The organism is Fibrobacter sp. UWB13, assembly GCF_900177805.1.
Lineage (GTDB): Bacteria > Fibrobacterota > Fibrobacteria > Fibrobacterales > Fibrobacteraceae > Fibrobacter.
The window spans coordinates 374,827-399,347 of record NZ_FXAX01000001.1 but is presented as its reverse complement, the minus strand read 5'-3'; the positions used below and the strand labels follow the sequence as shown (position 1 = coordinate 399,347).

General features: G+C 50.2%; 19 protein-coding genes. 11 read left to right on the top strand and 8 right to left on the bottom strand.

The window, feature by feature from the left end; all coding sequences use genetic code 11:
- Positions 1 to 84: 84 nt before the first annotated feature.
- The 5 genes from B9Y77_RS01765 to B9Y77_RS01745 all read right to left on the bottom strand — a co-directional run bounded on the left by B9Y77_RS01765 (position 85) and on the right by B9Y77_RS01745 (position 8,111).
- Positions 85 to 2,601, bottom strand: coding sequence for an ATP-dependent Clp protease ATP-binding subunit (locus B9Y77_RS01765; protein WP_085490238.1), 2,517 nt, complete (start codon positions 2,599 to 2,601; stop codon positions 85 to 87).
- 14 nt (positions 2,602 to 2,615) lie between these two features.
- The gene (locus B9Y77_RS01760) at positions 2,616 to 3,296 is read right to left on the bottom strand and encodes an ABC transporter ATP-binding protein (protein WP_072828139.1); all 681 of its coding nucleotides are present in this window, start codon (positions 3,294 to 3,296) and stop codon (positions 2,616 to 2,618) included.
- Entirely contained in the window at positions 3,289 to 4,536 is a 1,248-nt protein-coding gene (locus B9Y77_RS01755; RefSeq protein ID WP_073424364.1) for an FtsX-like permease family protein, read from the bottom strand. The genes B9Y77_RS01760 and B9Y77_RS01755 overlap by 8 nt, the downstream gene beginning before the upstream one ends.
- A 24-nt stretch (positions 4,537 to 4,560) precedes the next feature.
- Entirely contained in the window at positions 4,561 to 6,066 is a 1,506-nt protein-coding gene (lysS, locus tag B9Y77_RS01750; RefSeq protein WP_085490237.1) for a lysine--tRNA ligase, read from the bottom strand.
- Positions 6,067 to 6,545: 479 nt separating this feature from the next.
- A complete protein-coding gene (locus B9Y77_RS01745; protein ID WP_085490236.1) occupies positions 6,546 to 8,111 on the bottom strand; it encodes a peptide chain release factor 3 in 1,566 nt (521 codons plus the stop codon).
- Between the two features lie 103 nt (positions 8,112 to 8,214).
- Here B9Y77_RS01745 and B9Y77_RS01740 point away from each other — a divergent pair, with 103 nt between their 5' ends.
- Complete coding sequence (locus B9Y77_RS01740; protein ID WP_085490235.1) at positions 8,215 to 8,742, top strand: DNA-deoxyinosine glycosylase; 528 nt, start codon at positions 8,215 to 8,217, stop codon at positions 8,740 to 8,742.
- 101 nt (positions 8,743 to 8,843) lie between these two features.
- On the opposite strand, the gene B9Y77_RS01735 is transcribed toward B9Y77_RS01740, so the two are convergent.
- Positions 8,844 to 15,233, bottom strand: coding sequence for a tandem-95 repeat protein (locus B9Y77_RS01735; RefSeq protein ID WP_085490234.1), 6,390 nt, complete (start codon positions 15,231 to 15,233; stop codon positions 8,844 to 8,846).
- A gap of 414 nt (positions 15,234 to 15,647) precedes the next feature.
- Between B9Y77_RS01735 and B9Y77_RS01730 the strand changes: the two genes are divergently transcribed.
- The 9 genes from B9Y77_RS01730 to B9Y77_RS01690 all read left to right on the top strand — a co-directional run bounded on the left by B9Y77_RS01730 (position 15,648) and on the right by B9Y77_RS01690 (position 22,688).
- Positions 15,648 to 16,055 carry a hypothetical protein gene (locus tag B9Y77_RS01730; RefSeq protein WP_072828146.1) on the top strand — a complete coding sequence of 136 codons (408 nt, stop codon included), beginning with the start codon at positions 15,648 to 15,650 and terminating at the stop codon, positions 16,053 to 16,055.
- A gap of 3 nt (positions 16,056 to 16,058) precedes the next feature.
- Positions 16,059 to 17,582: a M23 family metallopeptidase gene (locus B9Y77_RS01725; RefSeq protein ID WP_085490233.1), complete on the top strand. Its 1,524-nt coding sequence runs from the start codon at positions 16,059 to 16,061 to the stop codon at positions 17,580 to 17,582.
- Between the two features lie 165 nt (positions 17,583 to 17,747).
- Positions 17,748 to 18,200 carry a hypothetical protein gene (locus tag B9Y77_RS01720; RefSeq protein WP_073424370.1) on the top strand — a complete coding sequence of 151 codons (453 nt, stop codon included), beginning with the start codon at positions 17,748 to 17,750 and terminating at the stop codon, positions 18,198 to 18,200.
- Between the two features lie 143 nt (positions 18,201 to 18,343).
- Positions 18,344 to 19,753 carry a 3-isopropylmalate dehydratase large subunit gene (gene leuC / locus B9Y77_RS01715; RefSeq protein WP_085490232.1) on the top strand — a complete coding sequence of 470 codons (1,410 nt, stop codon included), beginning with the start codon at positions 18,344 to 18,346 and terminating at the stop codon, positions 19,751 to 19,753.
- Between the two features lie 18 nt (positions 19,754 to 19,771).
- On the top strand, positions 19,772 to 20,374 hold the full coding sequence (locus B9Y77_RS01710; RefSeq protein ID WP_085490231.1) for a 3-isopropylmalate dehydratase small subunit: 603 nt from the start codon (positions 19,772 to 19,774) through the stop codon (positions 20,372 to 20,374).
- A 120-nt stretch (positions 20,375 to 20,494) separates the two neighbouring features.
- A complete protein-coding gene (locus tag B9Y77_RS01705; protein WP_139829236.1) occupies positions 20,495 to 21,076 on the top strand; it encodes a hypothetical protein in 582 nt (193 codons plus the stop codon).
- 256 nt (positions 21,077 to 21,332) lie between these two features.
- Positions 21,333 to 21,752, top strand: coding sequence for a type II toxin-antitoxin system HicB family antitoxin (locus tag B9Y77_RS01700; protein ID WP_085490229.1), 420 nt, complete (start codon positions 21,333 to 21,335; stop codon positions 21,750 to 21,752).
- A gap of 78 nt (positions 21,753 to 21,830) precedes the next feature.
- On the top strand, positions 21,831 to 22,271 hold the full coding sequence (locus B9Y77_RS01695) for a L,D-transpeptidase family protein (RefSeq protein WP_085490228.1): 441 nt from the start codon (positions 21,831 to 21,833) through the stop codon (positions 22,269 to 22,271).
- Positions 22,272 to 22,277: 6 nt separating this feature from the next.
- A complete protein-coding gene (locus B9Y77_RS01690; protein WP_085490227.1) occupies positions 22,278 to 22,688 on the top strand; it encodes a hypothetical protein in 411 nt (136 codons plus the stop codon).
- Here B9Y77_RS01690 and B9Y77_RS01685 read toward each other — a convergent pair.
- On the bottom strand, positions 22,685 to 23,308 hold the full coding sequence (locus B9Y77_RS01685; RefSeq protein ID WP_176221695.1) for an FISUMP domain-containing protein: 624 nt from the start codon (positions 23,306 to 23,308) through the stop codon (positions 22,685 to 22,687). The two genes, B9Y77_RS01690 and B9Y77_RS01685, sit on opposite strands and share 4 nt — an antisense overlap.
- A gap of 72 nt (positions 23,309 to 23,380) precedes the next feature.
- Between B9Y77_RS01685 and B9Y77_RS01680 the strand changes: the two genes are divergently transcribed.
- Positions 23,381 to 23,818 (top strand): GNAT family N-acetyltransferase, encoded by a 438-nt coding sequence (locus B9Y77_RS01680; protein ID WP_085490225.1) that lies wholly within the window; start codon positions 23,381 to 23,383, stop codon positions 23,816 to 23,818.
- On the opposite strand, the gene B9Y77_RS01675 is transcribed toward B9Y77_RS01680, so the two are convergent.
- Positions 23,819 to 24,448, bottom strand: a complete 630-nt coding sequence (locus tag B9Y77_RS01675; RefSeq protein ID WP_085490224.1) for a PH domain-containing protein — start codon at positions 24,446 to 24,448, stop codon at positions 23,819 to 23,821.
- Between the last annotated feature and the right edge of the window lie 73 nt (positions 24,449 to 24,521).

The window sequence follows — 24,521 nt, the reverse complement described above, 5'->3', positions numbered from 1 at the left end:
ATAACCTCATAGGTTGATTGTTAATTTTCGCGACAAATATAGCAAAAAAGATGACCCCGGCACACCGACCGGGGTAACAAAGCACTACGACTTAATCTTTTCGCACTTGAACGAGAGTTTGCCGTTTTCGACGCCCACGTAAATCGTGGAAAAGTCCGTCATCGTCCCGAGCAAAAGCCCTTCGGCGATTTCGTCTTCCACCAGATTCTGGATGGAGCGACGAATCGGGCGTGCCCCCAGCGAAGCATCGTAATTGTGGTTTACGACAAATTCCTTTGCTTCCTGGCTCATTTCCAAGAGGATACCGCGATCGGAAAGATTCTTCTGCAAGAATCCCATCTGGATATCCACGACAGAAACGAGGTCCTTCTTTGAAAGGGCGCGGAACACAATCTGTTCGTCCACGCGGTTCAAAAATTCCGGAGAAAACACGCGCTTGACTTCTTCGCGAATAGCGGTTTCCATGCGTTCGTAATCGTCGGTCTCGCCCATCTTGGTAAAGCCCATGCCACTGCTATGGCGGACTTCACGAGCACCCGCGTTACTCGTCATGATGATAATCGTATTCTTGAAGTTGATCTTGCGGCCATAGCTATCCGTCAAAATGCCATCGTCCAAAATCTGGAGGAGCAAGTTGTAAATGTCCGGGTGCGCCTTTTCAATTTCGTCGAGCAACACCACAGAATACGGATGCTTGCGAACCTTTTCGCTCAGCTGGCCACCGCCATCTTCAAAGCCCACATATCCCGGAGGAGCGCCAATCAAGCGGCTCACGCTATGCTTTTCCATGTATTCGCTCATGTCGATACGCACAAGCGAATCTTCGCTACCGAAAAGTTCCTTGCAAAGCACCTTCGCGAGTTCCGTCTTACCCACACCCGTCGGGCCCAAGAAGAGGAAGCTTCCCATCGGGCGCTTGTTATTGCGGATGCCTGCACGGCTACGGCGAATGGATTTCACAATCGCATCCACAGCCTGATCCTGACCAATCACGCGCTGCTTGATTTCATCGCCAAGGTGGATGAGCTTTTGAGCTTCTTCGCCACCAAGCCTGCGGACCGGAATTCCCGTCATCTTGCTGATGACGTCACGGATAACGTTGTCATCGACAATCGGCGTTTCAGATTCTTCGCTCTGCAACTGCTTTTTGCGTTCGGCAATGCTGTTCTGCAATTCTTCTTCGCGAGCGCGGAGCTGGGCCGCCGAAGTGTAATCCTGGTTGGCGACAGCTTCTTCCTTTTTATGGAGGCATTCGCCAAGCTCGTCTTCCATGTTCTGCAAGTCCTGCGGGATCTTGATAGAATTCAAGCGCACACGAGCGCCCGCTTCATCGAGCACGTCAATCGCCTTGTCCGGCAAGAAGCGTTCGCTAATATAGCGTTCTCCAAGTTCAACAGCGGCACGCACGGCATCCGGAGTGTAATGAACATTATGATGTTGTTCATACTTCGGGCGGAGACCTTCGAGAATCTGGATAGAATCTTCGACCGTCGGCGGATTCACAATAATCGTCTGGAAGCGACGTTCAAGAGCCGGGTCCTTCTCGATGTACTTGCGGTATTCGTCAAAAGTCGTAGCGCCAATGCACTGGAGTTCGCCACGAGCAAGAGCGGGCTTAAAGATGTTCGATGCATCAAGGCTGCCTTCAGAGCCGCCAGCGCCCACAATCGTGTGGAGTTCATCGATAAAGAGAATCACGGAATTGCCAACGCGCTGGAGTTCCATGATAAGGCCCTTCACGCGTTCTTCAAACTGGCCACGATACTTTGTACCGGCCACCATGGCGGCAACGTCAAGCGTCACAACGCGCTTGTTCGCCAAGAGATCCGGAATCTTGCGCTGCACAATCTTGAGTGCCAAGCCTTCGATAATCGCAGTCTTACCTACGCCCGGTTCGCCAATGAGCGCCGGGTTGTTCTTTTTACGACGGCAAAGAATCTGGATCAAACGTTCAATTTCAGCTTCACGACCGATAATCGGATCGAGCTTGCCAGCGCGAGCCATCGCCGTGAGGTCACGACCGAAGTGTTCGAGAATCGGCGTCTTGGAACGGGACTGCGGATTCGCCTGACGAGTTTGCGTATAACGTTCACGCGGTTCATCGTCGGACTGACCGTCATCCATCGGTTGACCATCAGCCTGGCGCTTGATCTGCATCAACATTTCCTGATAGTTTTCAAACGTCACATTGTACGTCGAGAGAGTCGCTGCCGCCGGAGAATCGGTCTGCTGCAAAATGGCAAGCATCAAGTGTTCCGGGCCAATGAACTGGACGCCCTCTTCCTTAGCAATCTTCGCGGCATTGTAAAGCACCGCCTTGCACTGCCCCGTAAATGTCAAAAGACCGCCATGAGAATCGCCACCGACCGTCATGAGGCCACCGTTCGTGCTCAGCGCACGCTGAATTGTCTCACTGAGTTCCGTCAGGTTGACTTTCAAAGCCTTGAGCGTTTCCGAGGCAACACCAGAATCCTCGCGAACAAGACCAAACAAAAGGTGTTCTACCGTTACGCAGTCGCTCCCTAAATTGCGGGCCGCAATACGTGCCGCCTGCAGCGCTGCTTTTGCCTTAGCTGAAAAAATACCGTTAATATCTGCCATAAATTTCCTTCCACCTACTCTGCATTCTGAATAACACCATTATGCATAATCACACGGCGTTTTGCAAACTGCGCAAGCTTTTCATCGTGCGTCACAATCAAGAACGCCTGATGGAACTTTTCATTGAGTTCGCCAAATAGTTCGTTCAACTTCGCCGAATTCGCTTCGTCCAAGTTGCCGCTCGGTTCATCTGCAAAAACGAGAGACGGGTTGTTCATGAGCGCACGCGCAATTGCAATTCGCTGGCGTTCACCGCCCGAAAGTTCACGCGGCAAGTGCTTGAGGCGTTCCTTGAGTCCGACCGTTTCCAAGAGCATTTCGGCACGTTCACGGCATTCCTTTTCGGGAGTCCCAAGAATGCGACCCGGCACACAGACGTTTTCGAGTGCCGTAAATTCCGTAAGCAAATGATGGAACTGGAACACAAATCCCACATGAGAGCGGTGGTACATATCGCGTTCTTCGCTATTGAACTTGCTAAGCGGTTTGCCCTTGAATAAAATCTCGCCCGAAGTCGGAGTGTCAAGCATTCCGACCAAATTCAAGAACGTCGATTTGCCAGAACCCGACGAACCCGTGAGTGCCACAAGTTCGCCCGCATCCATCGAAAAATTCACACCTTTGAGGATTTCAAGTTTTTCACCCGTCTCGGAGAAAACTCTGCGAAGGTCGACTGTTTGCAATAAACTACTCATGTCTAATCGCCCCCACAGGATCCAAGCGGCTTGCTTTCCACGCCGGCAAAAGCGTCGCGGACACGCACAAAACAATACCAATCACAAAAATCAAAATCACGTCAATCGCATGCACCGAGATTGGGAAATACGGAATCACGTACACATCGCCCGGCAACTTAATGAAGTGGTAAGCCTCTTGCAGTTTGCACAAGATAAGCCCAATCGAGCCACCCACAACGGTACCGCCCACGCCAATGAAACTTCCCATCAGCATGAACACACGCATGACGCCCGCCTTGCTAAAGCCCATGCTACGCAAGATGCCGATTTCCTTCGTCTTGTCAATCACCACCATGATAAGCGAGCTAATGATGTTGAATGCAGCGACCAAGATAATCAAACAAATCACCGCCGCCACAATGAACTTTTCGTAATTCATCCACTTGAGGAGCGTGATATTCTTGGACTTCCAATCCATCCCGTAGTACGGATAAGAGAGCCAAGTCGCCATGCTATCGACCGCCTCGCCTGCTTTCCAGTGATCCTTGATGCGGAACTGGATGCCGGTCACAGTGTTTCCCATGCCAAGCAACTTCTGCAAATCCGAGATGCCGACATACGCAAGGTTTCCATCATATTCATAAGTGCCCGTTTCGAAGATGCCGCTCACCACGCACATCATCATCTTCGGGCCACCAGCACTCATCGCCTCGTCCGGACTCTGGAACGTCTGCAACACGAGCTTATCCCCAACGACAACACGCAAGCGCGCCGCAAGCCCAGTCCCAAGAATAATTCCCGGACGGAGTTTGCCCCCCATGTCCTGCAAACTATCGACAGAGTATTCTCCCCACTTGATGTACTTGTGGATATCCGTCACGCCCTTGGCTGTCGCCGGATCAATGCCGTAAATGACAATACCATCGTTCACCTTCTTGGAGCTGATGCCCACCTTGTAAACGATAAACGGCGACGAAGCGACTACGTCAGGCACGCGCTTTTGCACTTCCTGCGTGAGACTGTCGTACGGACCAATCGGATTACCATTGTACGCCATCAGTTCAAAGTGAGCGTCCTTCCCAATCATCTGGGCCGTGACCTCTTCTTCGAAACCGTTGACCGCCGCAAGCGCCACCACCAGCGCAAACACGCCAATGGAAACGCCAAGCATACTGAAAATACCAATAAGCGAAACAAAGAGGCTCTTGCGTTGAGCCCCCAAGTAACGCCAAGCAATGAGGAGTTCGAGTTTGTTCATCTTAGACGAGAAATTGACGAGAGACTACACTTCCGGCTTCATGAGCGGGAAGAGCTGCACGTCGCGGATAGTCTGCTGGTTCGTGAGGAGCATGACCATGCGGTCGATGCCAAAGCCCACGCCGCCCGTCGGCGGAAGACCGCTTTCCACAGCATGCATGAAGTTTTCGTCCATCGGGTGGGTTTCACCTTCACCACCACGGCCACGACGCACCTGGTCTTCGAGGAGTTCGCGCTGACGGATCGGGTCGTTAAGTTCGGTGTAAGCGTTACCGAGTTCCCAGCCGTTGGCATACGGTTCGAACTGTTCAATGAGGCCTGCAGTCGTGCGGTGCTTCTTGCAGAGCGGAGTGCTTTCCGTCGGCATGTCCTTGATGATCGTCGGCTGGATGAGCTTGCCTTCAACCGTGAGATCGAAGAGTTCCAAGATGCCACGGCCACGAGTGAATTCACCATCGAGGTGACCGCCGAGTTCTTCCATCTTGGCCTTGATTTCGTCGTCGCTCATGTCGTTGACCTTGATGCCACCGAACTTTTCAATGGCTTCAATCATGCTGTAGCGCGGCCACGGAGCCTTGAAGTCGATTTCCTTGCCCTGGTAGTTGACCTTGGTCGTACCGTTAGCGGCAATGCAAGCGCGTTCGTAAATGTTTTCGAAGTGCACCATCATGTCGTTGTAGTCGGCGTAGGCTTCGTAGAATTCGAGGCCGGTGAATTCCGGGCTATGCGTACGGTCCATGCCTTCGTTGCGGAAGTTCTTGCAGAACTCGAAAACCTTTTCCATACCGCCGATGATGCAGCGCTTGAGGTAAAGTTCCGGAGCCACGCGCAAGTAAAGCGTCATGTCGCAAGCATTGTGGTGCGTCGTAAATGGACGAGCGTTAGCACCACCGTAAATCGGCTGGAGCGTCGGGGTTTCGACTTCGATGAAACCCTTTTCGATGAGGTATTCACGAATAGCCTGCATGATCTTGGAACGCTTGATGAAGACTTCCTTCACATCGTCGTTCAAAGCCATGTCGATATAGCGCTGGCGGTAGCGGGTGTCCACGTCGGCAAATTCGTTGAACACGACCTTGTTGCCGTTTTCGTCGACCTTTTCCTTAGCGACCGGGAGCGGGCGCACAGCCTTCGAAAGCATCGTGACCTTTTCGGCACGCACAGAGTATTCACCACTCTGCGTTTCGAACATCGTACCGTTCACGCCGATGAAGTCACCGAGGTCGGTCATCTTCACGATTTCGTAGTTTTCTTCGCCCACTTCGTCACGGGCAACCACAACCTGCAAGCGACCATAGCGGTCCTTGAGGTGCATAAAGCACATCTTGCCCTTGCGATTGAAACGCACCACGCGGCCGGCAAATGCAACCGGTTCCTTAGAAGCCATCAAGGCATCCTTGTTATCCTTCAAAACCTTGGAATCATGGGTCCTGTTAAACTTGTGCGGATAAGCATCTACACCCATTTCCTTGAACTTGTCGAGCTTAGCCAAGCGAGCCATCACCTGGTCATTCATATCTTGCATTGCCATATTATATTACCTCGTGAATATATCACGTCTTAAATTTGAACGGGGTAAATTTAGAAAAATAGAAGGCAGGACTATGCGCCGAGAGCTTAGAATAAGGCTAGAGACGAGGTCAAAAAGCACTTCGATAAGGCCATTTTGCCGATTTTATGCTACAAAAACAGCAATTTTGTATTTTTAGTAGCACATTTTTTACTTTGTCTGATAATTTTTACCCCCAAAAACAATGCATTCCATGCTACAAAATCCAACATTTTTCACTTTTAGTAGCACAATCAATGCTAAAAAGCACCAAACACCAGTCAAATCTGCATAGTTTGTACAAAATTCATGCTACAAAAATAGAGATTTATCCATTTTAGTAGCACATTTTTTGATTTTCACCCTTTCAGGGTGCCTCAAACTGAATCTTTAAAGCCGCCCGCAACAAGGCGACCATCAAAAAGAGATGCCCGATCGGAGTCGGGCATGACAAGAATAAATTACCCCTGCGAGGTTTCAGCGAAGCTCAATCGTTCGTAGTTTTTGAGCGCAAGATTCAGGCGGTATTCGTTCGGGAACAAGCAAACGAGATTGCGTTCCTTGTCCATCATGCAATCGCCGGCGTATTCATCGGCAAACTTGCCCACATCTTCTTCAGGGCCTTTCACCCAGCGGATGCAATGGGCAGGCACACGGTCGAGTTGCACATCGGCACCGTATTCACTCTGCAAACGGAACTTAAGCACGTCGAACTGGAGTTCACCCACGACGCCCACGACAGGCACTGCGGACTTGAGCGGTTCATAGAGCTGCGTTGCACCTTCTTCCGAAAGTTCAGCAAGGCCCTTCGCCATCTGCTTAGACTTGAGCGGGTTCAAGAGCGTCACGCGGGCAAAATGTTCCGGAGCAAAGTCCGGGATACCCGTGAAATTCATCTTTTCGCCGTCCGTGAGCGTATCGCCAATGCGGAAAAGTCCCGGGTCGTTGATACCCACAATGTCGCCCGCCCAGGCGTGGTCAATGACTTCCTTGTCCTTAGCGAGGAAGGCGGTCGGAGCAGCCAAGCGGATGTCACGGCCCGTACGCACGTGGAAAACCTTTTCGCCACGGGTAAAGCTGCCCGAGCAAATGCGGAGGAATGCCGTGCGGTCGCGGTGTTTCGGGTCCATGTTGGCCTGAATCTTGAAGACAAATGCGCTGAAAGCGTCTTCGTCCGGCTTGACCGGGCGCTTGTCGGTGTCGCGGATCATCGGCGGCGGAGCGAGTTTTGCAAAAGCGTTCAAAAGCTGGCGCACACCGAAGTTGTTCACGGCAGAACCAAAGAACACCGGGCACATTTCGCCCTTGAGGAACTTTTCGTGGTCGAACGGATCCATACCGCCCGTGACCATTTCGTATTCTTCCTTGAACTGGTTCACCCAGTTTTCACCGCAAAGTTCAACCAAGCGCGGATCATCCGGGCCTTCCATCTGGATAATTTCTTGCTTGCCATCGTCCGGGTTGAACGTGTGGAACGTATTTTCGGCGATGGAATAGACGCCCTTGAAAAGCTTACCGACGCCAATCGGGAGCGTAAACGGAGCGGTCTTGATCTGCAAAACGCTTTCAATCTGGTCGAGCAAGTCAAGCACATGGCGGCCATCCAAGTCCATCTTGTTGATGAACGTGATAATCGGCGTGTGGCGCATGCGGCAGACATTCATCAAACGAATCGTCTGCTTTTCAACACCGTTCACGCTATCGATAAGCACCAAAGCGGCATCCACAGCGGTGAGCGCACGGTACGTGTCTTCGCAGAAGTCCTGATGCCCCGGGGTATCGACGAGGTTGAACATGCAACCTTCAAACGGGAAGTTCAGCACGGAACTCGAAACAGAAATACCACGCTGCTGTTCAATCTTCATCCAGTCACTAACAGTGTAGCTCTTGTTGGCTTTCGCGCGCACGTGACCAGCCTCGCGAATCACGTTCCCGTACCACAGGAACTTTTCGGTGATGGTGGTTTTACCGGCGTCAGGGTGGCTGACAATAGCGAAAGTGCGGCGTTTTTCAATTTCTGGATTCATGGCGCCAAATATAGTAACTTTAGGGGGGTAGTTCAATGTTCAAAGCTAGTCTTTAGTCAATGGTCATTAGTCATTAGCAGAATCTTTCTAATTTTCTTATAGCATGGCAACAAAGAAGTCGCAAACTAGAACCGCAAAGAATATGAGGACTCGGGTAACGCATGAGTTTCCCGCACTTTTCGACGATAACTCGGAAGTTCTTTTGCTCGGTTCCATCCCCTCGCCCAAATCGCGCGAACAGGGGTTTTATTACGGGCATCCGCAAAACCGCTTTTGGAAAGTTCTCGCCAGCGTCTTGAACGAGCCACTCCCCGCGACCATCGACGAAAAAAAAGCGATGCTTTTGAAGCACTACATTGCACTTTGGGACGTTCTCGACAGCTGCACCATCATCGGAGCAAGCGACACAAGCATCGAAGACGTTGTGCCAAACGACATTGCCTCGCTCCTCGCCCAAACGAAAATCAAGCGAATCTTTTGCACAGGCGCCACCGCCCATAAGCTCTACGAAAAATACTGCGAAGCAGCCACCGGAATCAAGGCCGTGAAACTCCCCTCCACCTCCCCCGCCAACTGTGCCGTCAAATTCGAAAAGCTCGTAGAAGCGTATAAAGCCATACAATCCGTTTAACACAAGAATGGCGCCCCCCGAACAAGTCGGGGGTGACAAATGCAAAAAAAAACGCCCCGCGGTTTTAACCACGAGGCGCTCTTTATTTTACAAGGAAATCCTTATTTCTTTTTCTTGTTAGCGTTATTTCCGCGGACATCCTTCGGCTTGAACTGAACGCTAATTTCCACGTTCGTCACCTTGGAACCGAGTCCAGACGGGTCAAACACCTTGTACGTAAATTCGTCGATTCCAGAGAAGCCCTTGTTCGGGGTGTATTCGAAGGAACCGTTCTTTTCGTTCAAGACAATTCGACCATTGCGCGGCTTCATCACCGTCTTCACGGATTCAAGCTTGTCGCCATCCGGATCCTTAGCAGCAGACATGAGGCCTGTTGCAGCCGGGACCTTGAGCACTTCACCTTCGCGAGTCTGGTAAGAGAGCGGCTTCGTTTCCGGAGCGTTATTCACAGCAATCACCGTAAATGTAGCCGTCTTATGAGCCGTTGCGCCTTCCGGGTCGGTGACCGTGAACGTAATGCGTTCCGGCTTGCCCTTCCAGTGAGAGTACGGCTGAGCCACAATCACAGTCTTCTTAGACTTGTCGTAAGTCACCTGCAACTGTTTCTGACCCGTGAATTTCCACTTGAGGTCTTCGAAGTTGTGGTCCTTATCGCGGGCATACTGGTCAAGCTTAATCGTTGCAATCACGCCTTCATTCTGATTTTCCCTGATGGTAAAGTCAGGAATATCGCGCATCACCGGAGCGGCATTCACATGCTTCACGATGAACTTCACGACAGACTTGTCAGAGGCGCCAGCCGGGTCAGTAGCCGTAAAGATGATGGTTTCATCACCGAACCAGTTGTCTCTTCTCGGCTTGATTTCAGCAACACGGTTGGCGTTGATTCTCACGTCGAGGTTCTTAGCGCCAGAGACCTTCCAGCGGATTTCGTTCTTCTTGTGGTCCGGATCTGTAACGAAGTCATCCAAATTGATAGACTTGAATGCCTTGCCTTCGAGAGTCGTCTGACCCGGGATTTCCTTTACAACCGGAGCATCGTTCACGGACTTCACCGTAAAGCGCACTTCAATAGAAGCCTTTTCCTTGCTCGGGTCATACACGTTGATGGTCACCGATTCACTACCGTTCCAGTACTTGTTCGGGATTTCAACAGTGAGAATACCCTTATCGCTGATGTTGTACTTCAGTTCATGCTTGCCAAAAGTCGGAGCCGGAGCTTCTTCTTCGTGCTTCTTAGCCTTCTTTTTCTTCTTATCCTTCTTGTTGTGCTTAGCCTTTGCAGGAGCTGCAGAAGCAAACGGATTTTCGCCATCGATAGACCACTTGAGTTCATCGATGCTGTTATCCGGGTCAACAACATACTGAGCCAAGTTGATAGCCGGGAAGGTCTTCTTTTCTTCGATGACCTGCGGCGGAATCGGCTTAAACTTCGGCGGATCGTTCACCGGAATGACTTCGAACGTAGCCTTGGTAGACTGCTTGTCGCCAGCCGGGTCCATTACCGTGAACACGAGCGTTTCCTTGCCGTTCCAGTTCGGGTTCGGCGTCGTGATGCTTGCACGGCCGTTCTTGATATCTACAACGAGATCCTTGTTTCCAGAAACAGTCCACTTGAGTTCATTCGGCTTGTTATCCGGGTCATTCACGATCTTAGCAAGATCCACCGGAGCGAATCTTTCCTTTTCCTTGATCTTCTGGTCGCCAAGATGCTTGATAATCGTCGGCGGGTCGTTCACCGGAGTCACATTAAATTCAATCTGCTGAGAAGCTCTTGCGCCTTCAGGGTCAGTCACATCGAGACGAATCTTTTCAGAACCGTTCCAGTACTTGTCCGGAGTCGTCACCACAAGCTGCTTCTTTGCATTGATCGTAGCCTTGAGAGCGCGTGTCGGAGCCACTTCGAACTTCAAAGAGCTTGTCGGATGATCCGGGTCAGAAACAAACTTGGTCAAATCAATCGGTTCAAAGTGTTCCTTTTCCATGATAGTCTGAGCAAGAATCGGTCTGATCACCGGAGCGTCATTCACAGATTCCACAACAAAGTTAACGGTCTTGGAATCAGTTGCACCATCCGGGTCCTTCACGGTGAACACCACGTTGCGTTCGCCATGCCAATGCGGGTCGGCAATGTTGATATGAGCGAGACCGCCCTTATAAATCACAACGCTAAATGCATCCTTGACGACTTCTTCTTCCTCGTCGTCATCATTCTTGCCCTTCTTACCCTTCTTGCTCTTCTTGGCAGGTTCGCCAACCTTCTGGACCTTGACACCCCAGGAGAGCTGCTCCATGGTGTTATCCGGGTCACGGACAAACTTGCTCAGGTCAATATCCTTGAACTGGCCCTTTTCGCGAATCTTCTGCGGCGGGATATCTCTCAAGACCGGAGGATCGTTCACGGACACAATTTCAAACGTAATGGTCTGAGAAGTCTTTGCACCATCCGGGTCGCTCACTTCGAGCATCATCATTTCAGGAGCGCACCAGAAATCCTTGTTCGGAGCCGTCACCGTAAGCACGCGGCTTGCAGAGATTTCAGCCTTGAGCTGCTTTGCACCTGTGATTCTCCAGCGGAGTTCATTCGGCTTGTTGTCCGGGTCCTTCACGAATTCATCGAGCTTAATCTGCTTGAAGGTTTCCTTTTCCTTGATCTTCTGGTCCGGAATTCTCTTCACGAATGCAGGAGGATCGTTCACGCGAGTCACTTCAAAGAGCATCTTATGGCGAGCATAAGCGCCTTCCGGGTCCGTCACGGAGAACGTGAGGTTTTCCTTGCCACTCCACTGTTTATCCGGAACAGAAATGATCACAGTGTTGTCCTTGCGGACATCCACCTTAAGGTCACGATTGCCAGTAACTTCCCACTTCAAGGAAGATGCCGGATGGTCCGGGTCTTCGGCAAGAGATGAGAGGAGGATAGTCTTAAAGCGGCCACCTTCGAGAATAGTTTCACCCGTCGGAGCGTCCTTGGCAATGACCGGAGCGTCGTTGACGGAGCGCACTTCAAAGCGAGCCGTCTTGCTTGCAGAAGCACCTTCCGGGTCAGTAGCCGTAAACGTGATATTTGCAGCACCATGCCAGTACTTGTTCGGGATAATGATATTTGCCACCTGGTCAGCGCCCACCTGAACGCGGAGCGTTTCACCTGCAGGTTCATCGTTGCCCTTCTTCTTCGAAGAGCCCTGGCTAATCGGGCTAACCTTGAAAGTCCACTTGAGTTCGCTAATCTTGTGGTCCGGATCCTTCACGAAGTCAGCAAGCTTGATCGGCTGGAACTGCTTCTTTTCGTCAATCGACTGGTCGCGGAGATCGCGCACAAATTCCGGAGCGTCGTTCACAGATTCAACCGTGAAAGTCACTTCCTTGCTATCCGAGGCGCCATCCGGGTCCGTTACCGTGAAGCGGAGCTTTTCAGAACCATTCCAGCTAGCATTCGGCGGAGTCACCGTTACCTTGTGAGTTGCATCCATAGCAACGCGGAGTTCCTTGTTGCCTTCAATCTTCCACTTGAGGCGATTCTTGGCGTGGTCAAGGTCTTCAACGTAGTTGTCAAGTTCGATCGGCTTGAAGGAGCCCTTTTCCTTGATGGTCTGGCTTGCAATTTCCTTCATAACCGGCGGGTCATTCACAGACACAACCGTAAATGTTGCAGTCGTACGAGCCTTGGCACCAGACGGGTCCGTCACCGTGAACGTCACCTTTTCAGAACCGTTCCACATCTTGTTCGGAGTCTTGACCGTCACAATACCGGCCTTGGACATATCGACCTTGAGGTCCTTATTGCCCGTAAAGTCAATCTTCAAGCTTTCAAAGCGGTCATCCGGGTCAGACACGAGTTCAGACACGTTGAACGGAGTGAATTCACCCTTTTCCTGAATGGTCTGGTCTGCCACCTGCTTGATTTCCGGGAGGTCGTTCACAGATTCGACAGTAAAGAGAGCCGTAGAAGAAGCCTTGGCGCCTTCCGGGTCCGTTACGGTAAACGTGATTTCTTCAGCACCGTTCCAGAACTTGTTCGGAATGACAATCGTTGCAACCTTGTTTGCATCGATATTGACCTTGAGTTCAGATTCTCTCTTCTTGGAACCGGCAGCCGGCTTGCTAGAAACAGAGAACGAGAGGTCAGAAAGCTTGTTATCCAAGTCCTTCACCATGTCTGCAAGCTTAATCGGCTGGAACTGACCCTTTTCACGGATCGTCTGCGGCATGACCTGCTTGACAAACATCGGAACGTCATTCACGGATTCCACTGTGAAGTTTGCCGTGCGTTCGTCGCAAGCGTTATCCGGGTCGCAAACCTTGAACGTCAAAGCTTCGGCACCATGCCACTGCGGAGACGGCGGCGTAATACGGACAACGCGAGCACCATCCATAGCCACCTTGAGTTCCTTATTACCCGTAATCGTCCACTTTAGGCGATTCTTGGCATGGTCAAGGTCTTCAACAAAGTTGTCGAGTTCGATCGGCTGGAATTCGCCCTTTTCCTTAACGGTCTGTTCACGGATATCCTTCATGACCGGAGGATCGTTAATAGCCTTGACCGTAAACTTGGCAGAGGTCGTTGCACGAGCGCCTTCCGGGTCAGTAGCCGTAAACATCAATGTTTCCGTACCGTTCCACTGGTCGTGCGGAATCTTCACAGAAACTTCATGAGATCTGTTATCGATATTGACCTTAAGATCGCGATTGCCAGTGACTTCGACTTTGAGCTTGGAGAAATCGTGGTCAGCATCGCTCAAGTAGTCATCCAAGATAAACGAAGAAAATTCGTTCTTTTCTTCAACAGACTGGTCCGGAATCTTCTTGAATACCGGAGGATCGTTCACAGAACGCACGTTAAGGGCGACATCCTGCTTTGCAGAACCACCTTCCGGGTCCATCACAGTGAACGTAGCGACCGTATTGCCAAACCAGCTCGGGTCCGGGATTTCAACAGTAGCCACATGCTGGTCATCAATCGTTACGTTGAGCGTACCCGTTTCCGGCATCGGGCCCTGGTGCTTGACTTCGACATCCCAGGAGAGTTCGGAATTCTTGTGGTCTTCATCCTTGACAAAGTCATCAAGCTTGATCTTGGTGAACTGTTGCTTTTCGTTGATGTTCTGGTTCGGAATCGGGCGAATGAACTTCGGCAAGTCATTCACGGAATTGACCGTGAACATGGCTTCGCATTCAGCAGAAGCGCCATCCGGGTCCGTGGCCTTGAACTTGATGGATTCAGAGCCATTCCACATTTTGTTCGGAATGCGGATTGTAGCCACACCGCCAGAAACAGAAACCTTCAGGTCCTTAGCACCTGCAACAGCCCACTTGAGCATTTCGATGCGGTGGTCCGGATCCTTGACATACTGCCCCAACTGAATCGGAGCAAATTCCTGCTTTTCATCAATCGTCTGGTCAGGAATATTTTGGACAAACTCCGGAGGGTCGTTAATGGAGCTTACTTTGAACAAAACGTCCTGCTTTGCAGAAGCACCGGCAGCGTCAGTCACCGTAAACGTCACGCGTTCCTGACCGTTCCAGTTTTCGTTCGGGAGCGTCACAATGGCAGAACCGTACTTGTCGACTTCAATCTTCAAGTCCTTATTACCCGTCACAGTCCAATTGAGCTTCATCGGATCGTCATCCGGGTCAGTGACATAGTCCGCAAGGGAAATCATGTCGAACTGGTTCTTTTCTTCAATGACCTGGTCAGGAATCTTCTTCGTGAATGTCGGAGGGTCGTTCACAGGCTGGACCGTAAATGCAGCGGTCTTATTATCGCTACCGTAATCCGGGTCATTAGCAATAAACTTGATTCTTGCAGCACCATACCAGTGCTTGTCAGGAACCACAATCGTTGCAACGCGACCAGCATCAATTGTTACAGACAAATCGCCGTCGGCCTGTGCGCCACCAGCCGGAACAACTTCGGTATCCCATGTAATCAGGTCTTTCTTGTGGTCCGGGTCATTAACAAAGTCATCCAAGCGAATCTTCGTGAACTGCTGGCCTTCCGTAATCACCTGGCTTGGGATTTGAGATACGACCGGCGGATTGTTCACGGATTCGACAGAGAAGTTCACCGTTTCAGAAGAACTAGCACCTCTGGAGTCCGTTGCCGTAAAGGTCAAGTCTTCGGAGCCGTTCCAAAGCGGACTTGGAGTTGCAATTTCAACCGTATGGTCCGGAGTAATCGTCACCTTTAAGTTCTTGTTGCCGCTGACCTTCCAACGGATCTGCGAGGGCTGGTCCGTGTCGTCCGAGACAAAGTTGTCGAGTTTAATCTTCGAAAATGTACCGCCTTCCATAATGGATTCGCCAGGAATGCCGCTAACCTGGGGAGCTTCATTGGCAACCGCCGGTGCGGGTTCGGGAGCGGGTTCATTTACAGGGGCTGCAGCAGGTGCCGCTTGTGGAGCAGGTGCTGGATTTTGCGCAAACGATGATGTTGCTATAACACTAGCAGAAGCTATCAAGGTCGCCATGGACCTTTTCAGTTTATTCATTTTCGATCTCCGATACCATACACGCAATCAAAATTTCACAGTGAAATTTATCACACGTCCTTAAAAACGTTTCTAAATATAATGCTTTTCCACAAAAACTTTTCATATTTCGAAAATGTTTTTCCGTAACAAAAATTGAAAGATTTGTCTATTCCGTTAAAGAAATTCTCGTAAGTATTTGAGTATCAACGACTTACAGCAAAACAGCTCTCCAAAAGCCTCTCTTTTGCCATTTTCAGAAAAAATCCCCTTTTTTACGAAAAAAACGGGTTATAGCCAATTTCTATTGTAAATTTTTTGTAAAACTGAAACTTTTTTGGCTTTCGCCCGCCGCCAAACGGCTCCAAAATATGACAAAATGCTCCAGAAATAACTAATTTTGAATTAAACCATTAAATCTAACCAGGAAAAACAATGAAATTCGTATTCCTCTGCGACGCCAACTATCTCAAGGGCGACATGGTAAACTTCCAGAACAACTTCCCCACCAATCACGAACTCGTGACGATGACCTCTGAAGACCTTCTCCAGAGCAAGTCCATCATCGAAGGGACCTTCGCTATCTTGGCAGAACGCACCACTTGGCAGAAGAACTTCAGCCTTTTCCGCTACTTCGGCCTTCTCCCGCTCCTTGAAGTGCTCCCGCTCGGCATCGTTAGCCGTGGCCGCCGCAACGAACCCATCAAGGGCCGCAGCCAGAACCGCAACCAGGAAATCTTCTTCAACCCGGCAGCATCCGCTGAAGAACTCTACCTCCAGGTCGACAAGTTCGTCGCCGCTCCTCCTTCTGGCTACTCCTACCCGCGCGGTGCCGCCAAGTAAGGCATGCAAAGAAAGGTCCTAGAAAGCCTTTACAACCAAGGCGGGTTCACGCTTTTCGCCATTTCAGACGAAGAAGCGTTGCCCACAGAAGCCTTGCAAAAATTCGCACTGGCACTTAACGCCGGTGCGCGTTTTGTTGTAATTGACTTTACCGGGAAGCGCCCCCTTGAAGGGAACGCCCCCATCCAAGCCGGAGACCTTTCAAAAAAAATCCTTACCGCCGAAGATATTAACCACATTTCGTCTTCGGACACAAACATCACTATCACGGGCACCAACGCCCTCCCCACTTCTGATAGTGAATTCCGCACGCTCTACCACAACATCAAGAGTCTCGAAAAGATAGCCCCGCAAGTCATCGGCATCATTTCGACAGAACAGGTAGAAAACGTCGGACACCTCGTCTCTATGGCGCGCCTTTTGATGATGCATGTGACGCCAATGTCCATGAAATCGGCAGCGTCATTCATAGAAGACGTCAAAGAAGCTCAAAAAATCGAGATTTTGTGGCTTTCCAAGGAACGCCCCGCCCGCAGAGCATACCCCAAGGCAAGCAAGGCTATCCGCCGTAACGCAAAAGCCACCAAGGAAGCTTTCGCCCTCGACTTCCAGAAAAATCCGGAAGAACTCGCCAAAGTCGTCAAGAAACTCCATAAAGTTTCCATTCTCGTCAAAAATCCACTCGACGGATTCCCGAGAATCATCCGCAACCTGTTCCCGCTCTTGCTCATCGCGGTCATCATCGCCCCGTTCCTCTTTGTCACGGACATCGACAGGAGTGATTCCAACCTCCGCGACCGCATCCAGGAAAGAAACCAACTTTCTGTAGCCCCGTCGTTCGAATACACCTTCGACGGAGTGGAAAACATACAGCGCATAGCCCGTTACGCCATCGGACGATTCGACGCCATCATCACAAACGACAAGATGATCAAGAATTACGTGGCAAAAACACTTGAAGACAACGGATTCGGCGTGACCGCCTGGGAAAAAGGCAGCCTGAACATCCCGCCCAAGGGAACAACGCTGCGCTTCTCGCGTCCAGACGAAATCAAGCGCCCTGCATCGGCAGATACCATCGGCGCCGCCTGGAAATACTGGACATCCGTCATTTCGGATAGCATCGCCTACATCACGGAATTTTATCACGAAACCGCCACCGCAACACAGAGAAAGCACAACGGCATAGACGTCGCCAGCCGCCAGGGAGCCCGCATTTTAGCCCCGTATGGCGCCAAAGCCTGGACCAGCCGCGATGAACGTGGAGGCGTGATTATTGCACTCGTCCGTAAGCAAGACGTTATCTTGTTTATGCACTGCGACAAGCTCCTTTATTTGAACGGTCAGGAAGTCATGCCAGGCGACCCCATTGCGACAGTCGGCACCACAGGGCACACCACCGGACCGCACGCCCATATCGTTACAGGGCTTGTGAGCAAGAAGGGAAAAAAGAGAATCGGGAACGTCCGCTACGATGTAATCGACCCAATAAAGTGGTTTTACAAGTTCAAGCCGACTTCCAAATAAAAAAATTGGTGTTTTGCGTCACACGGAACGTAAAAATACGCCAAAAAAGCCCTTTCGTAACAGTAAATTTACACCCATACTATCGCAAATTAATCCACAATTAAGTAACTTTGGTACACGGGATTGATGTAGCAAAAAAACAATGTCAAACAAAAGGATTAGGACATGAAAAATTCCATCATTTGGGCATCCCTCGCACTCGTCGCAGCATTCTTCTCTGCATGCTCTGGAGTCGTGACCCCAAAGGCCGAACTCGCCTCTCACAACGACTCGGTTCACAACATTCCCGCCATTGACAGCCTCATCGTCAGCATGAAGCAAGACTACATCAAGCAGTGCTATATGCCGGTTGCAAGCCACTTGCCGCCTGAAAACTCCTGCCAGTCCGACTTGTTCCAGATGGTCGAACGCCGTTACCACATGGACTTCAACCAGAACCACGTCGCAGCAGCTAGCAACGAACTCTTCTTCAAGGACGTCGTTCCGGAAATCAACAAGAAGGTCAAGAGAGAACCGGCCCTCCGCGATCCGCTGCGCCGCGCATTCTCCAACAGCAACGAAATGCTTGCCTACTACAAGGACAAGTATAAGTTCAACACCCAGATTGAACAGTTCTAATTTAAGTTTTTTTTGTTAAGACTACATTGAACACGGCTCTCAAGGTCGTGTTTTTTGTTTATTCTTTATTCTTTCGTCTTTCGTCTTTCGTCTAAAATTCTATATTTACGCCGCAATAAAACAAACCTAAAAGAGACAAATCTATGGGAAAATCACTCTATCAGAAAATTTTCGAAAGCCACACGGTAGCTAAGCTCCCGAGCGGCCAGTGCCAGCTCTTTATTGGGCTCCACCTCTGCCACGAAGTCACGAGCCCGCAGGCATTTGCGCAGCTCCGCGAAGAAGGTCAGAAGGTGCTGTTCCCGGAACGCACTTTTGCAACGGTCGACCACATTATCCCGACCACTTTCCCGGAACGCAACCGCCCGCTCCAGGACGGCATTTCCGAAGAGATGTTCTCCCATATCGAAAACAACACCAAGAATAACGGCATCAAGTTCTTTGGCCCCGCAACCGCTGAACAGGGCGTGATCCACATCGTAGGCCCGGAAGAAGGCGTTACGCAGCCGGGTATGACCGTTGCCTGCGGTGACTCCCACACGGCAACGCACGGTGCATTCGGTGCTATCGCATTCGGTATCGGCACAAGCCAGGTGGCAGATGTTCTCGCCACCCAGACGCTCGCCATGAGCCCCTTGAAGACTCGCCGCATCAAGTTCACCGGCAAGCTCAAGCCGGGTGTGACCGCCAAGGACGTTGCCCTTGCTTACATCGCTAAGCTCGGCGTGAACGGTGGCGTTGGCTACGCTTACGAATTTGCCGGTCCGGTCATCGAAGAAATGGGCATGGAAGGCCGTATGACGGTCTGCAACATGGCTATCGAAGGCGGCGCCCGCGTCGGTTACTGCAACCCCGACGAAAAGACTTTTGAATACCTCAAGGGCCGTCCGTACGCCCCGAAGGCTGACAAGTGGGACGAAGCCGTTGCTTACTGGAAGTCCGTCGCTACCGACGCCGACGCACAGTTTGACGACGAAGTCGAAATCAACTGCGACAACCTCGAACCGATGGTCACCTGGGGTATCACTCCGGCTCAGGCCATCCCGCTCAACGGCAACATGCCGAAGATCAACGAATTCGAAGGCAGCGAAAAGAAGGTCATTTCCGAAGCTTATGAATACATGGGCTGGGAAGAAGGCTGCCAGATGATTGGCCGCCCGATTGACATCGCTTTCGTGGGTAGCTGCACTAACGGTCGCCTCTCCGACTTGCAGGCCGCCGCCGAAATCATCAAGGGCCACAAGGTCGCTCCGACCGTCAAGATGTGGGTCGTTCCGGGTTCCATGAAGATCAAGGTGGAAGCAGAACAGCTCGGTCTCGACAAGATTTTCAAGGAAGCCGGTGCCGAATGGCGCGAAGCAGGCTGCTCTCTCTGCCTCGCCATGAACCCGGATAAGCTCAAGGGTCGCCAGGTCAGCGCAAGCTCCAGCAACCGTAACTTCAAGGGTCGCCAGGGCAGCCCGACGGGCCGCACCATCCTCATGAGCCCCGCCATGGTGGCTGCAGCCGCCATCGAAGGCAAGATTACCGACGTCCGCAAGTACATCAAGTAACGCAAGGAGATTTAAAAAATGAATTCTATCGACATTGTTAAAGGTTCCGGCGTTCCTGTACGCGGCAACGACATCGACACAGACCGTATCATCCCGGCACGCTTCCTCAAGTGCGTGACATTCGAAGGCCTTGGCGCAAACGCCTTTGCCGACGATATCGCTGGCCTCGCTGCTCAGGGCAAGGTCCACCCGTTCCGCGATCCGGCTTACAAGAACGGTTCCATCCTCGTCTCGAACCAGAACTTCGGTTGCGGTTCCAGCCGTGAACACGCTCCGCAGGCTCTCAAGCGCTGGGGCATCCGCGCCATCATCGCCGAAAGCTACTCCGAAATCTTCTTCGGTAACTGCGTGGCCATTGGCGTTCCTTGCTACAAGGTAAGCCACGAAGTTGCAGACAAGATCCTCTCCTGGATTGAAGCACACCCGAGCGAAGAACTCGTGACGAGCACCGAAAGCCGTACGCTCAAGATGGGTGACGAAACCATCGAGCTCACGCTTGCCGACGGCCCGCGCGGTCAGTTCCTCGACGGTTCCTGGCACGCACGTTCCGCCCTCATGGCCAACGCCGACAAGGTGCAGGAACTCGCTGCAAAGCTCCCGTACATGAACTTCTTAAAGTAATCACAGGATGTCATGCCCGCCTCCGAGCGGGCCCCTCCCTTTCAAAAACGTCCAGGTTAAACCCCCTGGACGTTTTTATTTTATATATTCTAACTTGTGTGTCTAGGAGAAAATAAACTAATGAAACGGAAAGCATTAACTATCAGCGCATTGCTTCTTTGCAGTTGGGCATGCTGCGGATTTTTCTGTACAACCGAGTACGATATGTCCTGGCCCTGCGGCTTAACGGTTTACATGACCCCACCGAAAAATGTGGATTCCGTCCATGTATCCATATACAACGACGAAGAAGTATACTTCGAGCTCCGAGATGAGTTCATTCGTCCCAACTCCGACTCAGCCAAATGGATTCGCCTAAACAAGGACCCCGCCAATTTCAAGAACATCCGCAACTGGAAATACGGCAAGTATTTCATGGCAGAAACTGTTTTTTGCGGAAACAAGAAAACGATATTCCCCATAGTTACATTCAACGTACGGAAAGGAAGGGCATCCACCCTTATCGAAGCTGGTTACAATGACAGCCTTCCGTCACAATCGCCAAACTATGATTTTGCCTCTATAGAAAAAGATTCTACATACTATATAACACAGCGATTCATTCCGCTTGAAAACGGTTGTGGCGTAGACTCAACTTACTACATTGAAATCGACTATACAGACTACTGTCACGAACGAAGCGACAATTATCTGTTTGAATAAAGCTTCATTAAGTTTTTTTCCAATTCAATAACCAGTCCACCTCCATAGTGTTCACTTTCTGTATTTTTCCATAATTTTAAGAATGTCAAAATACGACATTCTTTTTATTTACATTCAAAAAAAGCAAATATTGTCACCTTTTTTAGCCACGAAAGATAAACAAATATATTGACAAATCAATAAAAAGGTTGTATTTTTATTATGAAATTTAGAAAAATTTGCAAATACGCCGAAGAACGTGGATGGGTTAAAGCTCATGGATTACGCAGCAAAAATCGAAAAAGACAAAGACATGGGATACGTGGTTTTGTTTCCGGACCTACCGAACGTAAATGCATTTGGCAAAACTCGCGAAGAAGCTATTAAGCAGGCAAAAGACGCACTCGATGGAGCTATGGAATGTGACCTTGATATGGGCTATTCGTTCGTATACCCAAAGACAATGCCTGATGCAAACAAAGACCTTGTCGCCATCCAGCTATCTCCAAGAATTGAAGTTGCGTACAAAATTTTTGAAGCCCGCCGTGGCAAAACAAAAGCAGAAGTAGCAAAAGCAGCCGGATTCACGCCGCAAGCGTACCAGCGTTTTGAGACACCGAAAGGCACACCTACAGTAGAAACGCTCTACAAAATCGCAGCGGCACTAGGGAAAAAATTGGAAATCAAGTTCGCATAAAACGCACAATCTTCGCTGCTTACAATCCATTAAACATTTTGTATATTACAAAATGTTTAACATACAACATTTTAACCCATGCTCACCTCACCCATTGACAACATTCTCGTAGAAAAGGCGAAGCGCAAAATGTATTTGCGCAACGGTGATAACATTGCCAAAACGTACAGAATTTCATTGGGCAAGAATCCGGTCGGAGCGAAGGTCAAATCCGGCGACAACAAGACGCCCGAGGGCGACTATACCATCGAAAGACACAATCCAAAAAGCAAGTTTCATTTATCGCTGAGAATTTCGTACCCGAGCGCGGAGCAGATCAAGGCAGCGAAAGAAGGCAACTACGAACCCGGTGGCGACATCATGATCCACGGCTACCCGAACAAGATTCCAGCATTTCTCTTTAAATTCTGGCACAAGTGGAAAGACTGGACTGCCGGCTGCATCGCCGTCACGAACGACGAAATCGAAGAAATCTACGACGCCGTCAAGGACGGAACGCCTATAACAATTCTACCTTAGCAAAACATGAATTTCATTAAAAAGTCTTTAATTTTACTGGCAGCAGCAACAGCTTTTTCCTGTAGCGACAACGACGCAGACTCCAAAGCCATAGAAAAAATCCAGTCGTTCTACAGCAATTACTTATTCGGAACAGAAGAAGCAAACGATTCCGTCATTGCGACGTATTGCACAAAGAATCTCGCTCAGGAGCTTTCAAAAGCGTACGATGACGAGTTCAGCGATGGTGGCGGCTACGCCGTCTGGAAATTCCGCAGTAGCGCCCAAGATGGCGAGGACATTCATGAAGTCGAACAAATCGAGCCTCTCGGTAACGGCAAATACCTCGTCCATTACAACGACATGGGCAACAAAGGCACGCACACCATCTCAATCGTCCAGCAAGACGGCGAGATTTTCTTTGACAAGCTAGATTAATCGTCCTTGACGCAGCGGAGCGAAAGGGCATCCCCACGTTCCATACCGCCACAAATCAACTTACCGGCAGGATTTTCATCAGAAAATTCCACATAGCACTCGCCTTGCCCGATGACTTCCGTCGAGGACCAGAAATACGCCTTCTCTTCGATAAGGCTATAAGTTCCATCCGTCTTGCGGAAGCCCGCCGATAACGGCTTGAACACGCGAACGTAATCCTGGTGGCGATTCAGGTACTTCAACAACTTTTCGTATTCATCCTTGCTGGGCACATGCCAACCGTTTTTACAAATATGGAAAATCGTTGACTTGCTGTAGAGTTTCCCGTACTTGGTGCAGTTGGAGTCTTTATCATCGTAGCAGTGGCTACCGACCATGTAGTAATTCATGTTCTGGGCGGTCCACACCATGCTATCGATTTCCACGGTCCTGTAAACTTGTCCGTCACGCAAATCACAGAATGCTTCATCGGAAACGTCCTTGCATTTCGCGGAATCGCCGGCAGGTTCCTCCGAATTTGTCCCCGATCCTGAATCAGAATCTGTACAAGCGGACAGCGCAAAGGCAAGCGCAGCAGAAGCGATAACGGAACGATAAAAATTACAGGTAAAAAAAGACATACCCATTCTCCTTCTATCAGTTAATATAATATATTCTAGCTACATAGTGTTACAAGAGATTAACAGGAAAACATGGATATCAAAGTTCTCCGAGCGACAGAAGAGTGGCAACGCGCAGGTGCGTACAGCGTGCGCATCCAAGCAATGAATCGGGCGTATCACATTTCGCTCCGTGATGAATTCGACGAGCACGATTGCGACGGCACAAAGTTTATCGTTTTACTGGATGATGAATACCCCGTAGCAACGTGCAGATTCTACGAGATTGATGCAGAAACGGCAACAATCGGGCGTGTAGTCGTGATGCCGGAATATCGCGGTCAAAAGCTCGGCGCTATGGCCGTCCGCGAAGCTGAAAAATGGATTGCAGAATGCGGTTACAAAAAGATTGTCATCGACAGCCGTTTGGAAGCCACCGGTTTTTACGAAAAGCTTGGGTACAAACTCATCGGAGATCAGCCGCACCGCTGGGGCGTCTTTGATTGCACCCGCATGGAAAAAACGCTCTAGCTATCCGCGATACTTTGTATTGTATCCGTGGTTTTCGCGAGGGCGCAAGTCGTTCGGGTACATAACATCGGCGTACACATCTTGCTGGAGCTTTTTCACGATGTTGTAGACTTCGATGTAATTGGAAATACTATCGATAGAAATACCCGCATTCGTAGAAGTCATTCTTCCGTTCCGCGTTACAGGATTTGCCTGAGCAGATGTCGTAATGATATCGCCCACACCAAACCACTGGTCAAAAATGCCGCGATGCAAATCCACGTGCGAAAGTTCCGCAAACGGTTTTGTATTGTAGCGCTTGCTGAAAACACCACCAGACGCATAGATAGCCTTATCCGTGATGATATAGTTTGTATTTTGGTAACGCCTAAACGATAAAAGCGCCCCGCCAAGGTAAATCCATACAGGCATCAGGTGGAGCAACATGAACGGGACCAAGAAAAAGCCAATATGTTCTTCTTTAGACGAGAGCGAAGCGCCGATAACGCCAAAGTCAATGATACCCCAAATCAACGCAAACGGGAGCAACGGATTAAAGATGCTTTCGAAAATAAAGCACTTTTTGTTGGGCTTCCCTGCATAAATGATTTTTTCGTCTTTGCCAATTAAAAGTTTAAGTTCATTATCCATAAAACGCTCCGGGATGACGGACCATAATAAATTACAATATTTATTGGAATTTCGATAAATTACGTTTGTTTTT

What these genes read in the sequence shown, in the direction of transcription:
- leuC (WP_085490232.1), top strand. Translation starts at nt 18,344, where the DNA reads ATGGGAAAATCACTCTATCAGAAAATTTTCGAAAGCCACACGGTAGCT.
- B9Y77_RS01705 (WP_139829236.1), top strand. Translation starts at nt 20,495, where the DNA reads ATGAAACGGAAAGCATTAACTATCAGCGCATTGCTTCTTTGCAGTTGG.
- B9Y77_RS01720 (WP_073424370.1), top strand. Translation starts at nt 17,748, where the DNA reads ATGAAAAATTCCATCATTTGGGCATCCCTCGCACTCGTCGCAGCATTC.
- B9Y77_RS01765 (WP_085490238.1), bottom strand. Translation starts at nt 2,601, where the DNA reads ATGGCAGATATTAACGGTATTTTTTCAGCTAAGGCAAAAGCAGCGCTG.
- B9Y77_RS01695 (WP_085490228.1), top strand. Translation starts at nt 21,831, where the DNA reads ATGCTCACCTCACCCATTGACAACATTCTCGTAGAAAAGGCGAAGCGC.
- lysS (WP_085490237.1), bottom strand. Translation starts at nt 6,066, where the DNA reads ATGGCAATGCAAGATATGAATGACCAGGTGATGGCTCGCTTGGCTAAG.
- B9Y77_RS01700 (WP_085490229.1), top strand. Translation starts at nt 21,333, where the DNA reads ATGGATTACGCAGCAAAAATCGAAAAAGACAAAGACATGGGATACGTG.
- B9Y77_RS01675 (WP_085490224.1), bottom strand. Translation starts at nt 24,448, where the DNA reads ATGGATAATGAACTTAAACTTTTAATTGGCAAAGACGAAAAAATCATT.
- B9Y77_RS01735 (WP_085490234.1), bottom strand. Translation starts at nt 15,233, where the DNA reads ATGAATAAACTGAAAAGGTCCATGGCGACCTTGATAGCTTCTGCTAGT.
- B9Y77_RS01680 (WP_085490225.1), top strand. Translation starts at nt 23,381, where the DNA reads ATGGATATCAAAGTTCTCCGAGCGACAGAAGAGTGGCAACGCGCAGGT.
- B9Y77_RS01710 (WP_085490231.1), top strand. Translation starts at nt 19,772, where the DNA reads ATGAATTCTATCGACATTGTTAAAGGTTCCGGCGTTCCTGTACGCGGC.
- B9Y77_RS01755 (WP_073424364.1), bottom strand. Translation starts at nt 4,536, where the DNA reads ATGAACAAACTCGAACTCCTCATTGCTTGGCGTTACTTGGGGGCTCAA.
- B9Y77_RS01685 (WP_176221695.1), bottom strand. Translation starts at nt 23,308, where the DNA reads ATGTCTTTTTTTACCTGTAATTTTTATCGTTCCGTTATCGCTTCTGCT.
- B9Y77_RS01760 (WP_072828139.1), bottom strand. Translation starts at nt 3,296, where the DNA reads ATGAGTAGTTTATTGCAAACAGTCGACCTTCGCAGAGTTTTCTCCGAG.
- B9Y77_RS01730 (WP_072828146.1), top strand. Translation starts at nt 15,648, where the DNA reads ATGAAATTCGTATTCCTCTGCGACGCCAACTATCTCAAGGGCGACATG.
- B9Y77_RS01725 (WP_085490233.1), top strand. Translation starts at nt 16,059, where the DNA reads ATGCAAAGAAAGGTCCTAGAAAGCCTTTACAACCAAGGCGGGTTCACG.
- B9Y77_RS01690 (WP_085490227.1), top strand. Translation starts at nt 22,278, where the DNA reads ATGAATTTCATTAAAAAGTCTTTAATTTTACTGGCAGCAGCAACAGCT.
- B9Y77_RS01740 (WP_085490235.1), top strand. Translation starts at nt 8,215, where the DNA reads ATGGCAACAAAGAAGTCGCAAACTAGAACCGCAAAGAATATGAGGACT.
- B9Y77_RS01745 (WP_085490236.1), bottom strand. Translation starts at nt 8,111, where the DNA reads ATGAATCCAGAAATTGAAAAACGCCGCACTTTCGCTATTGTCAGCCAC.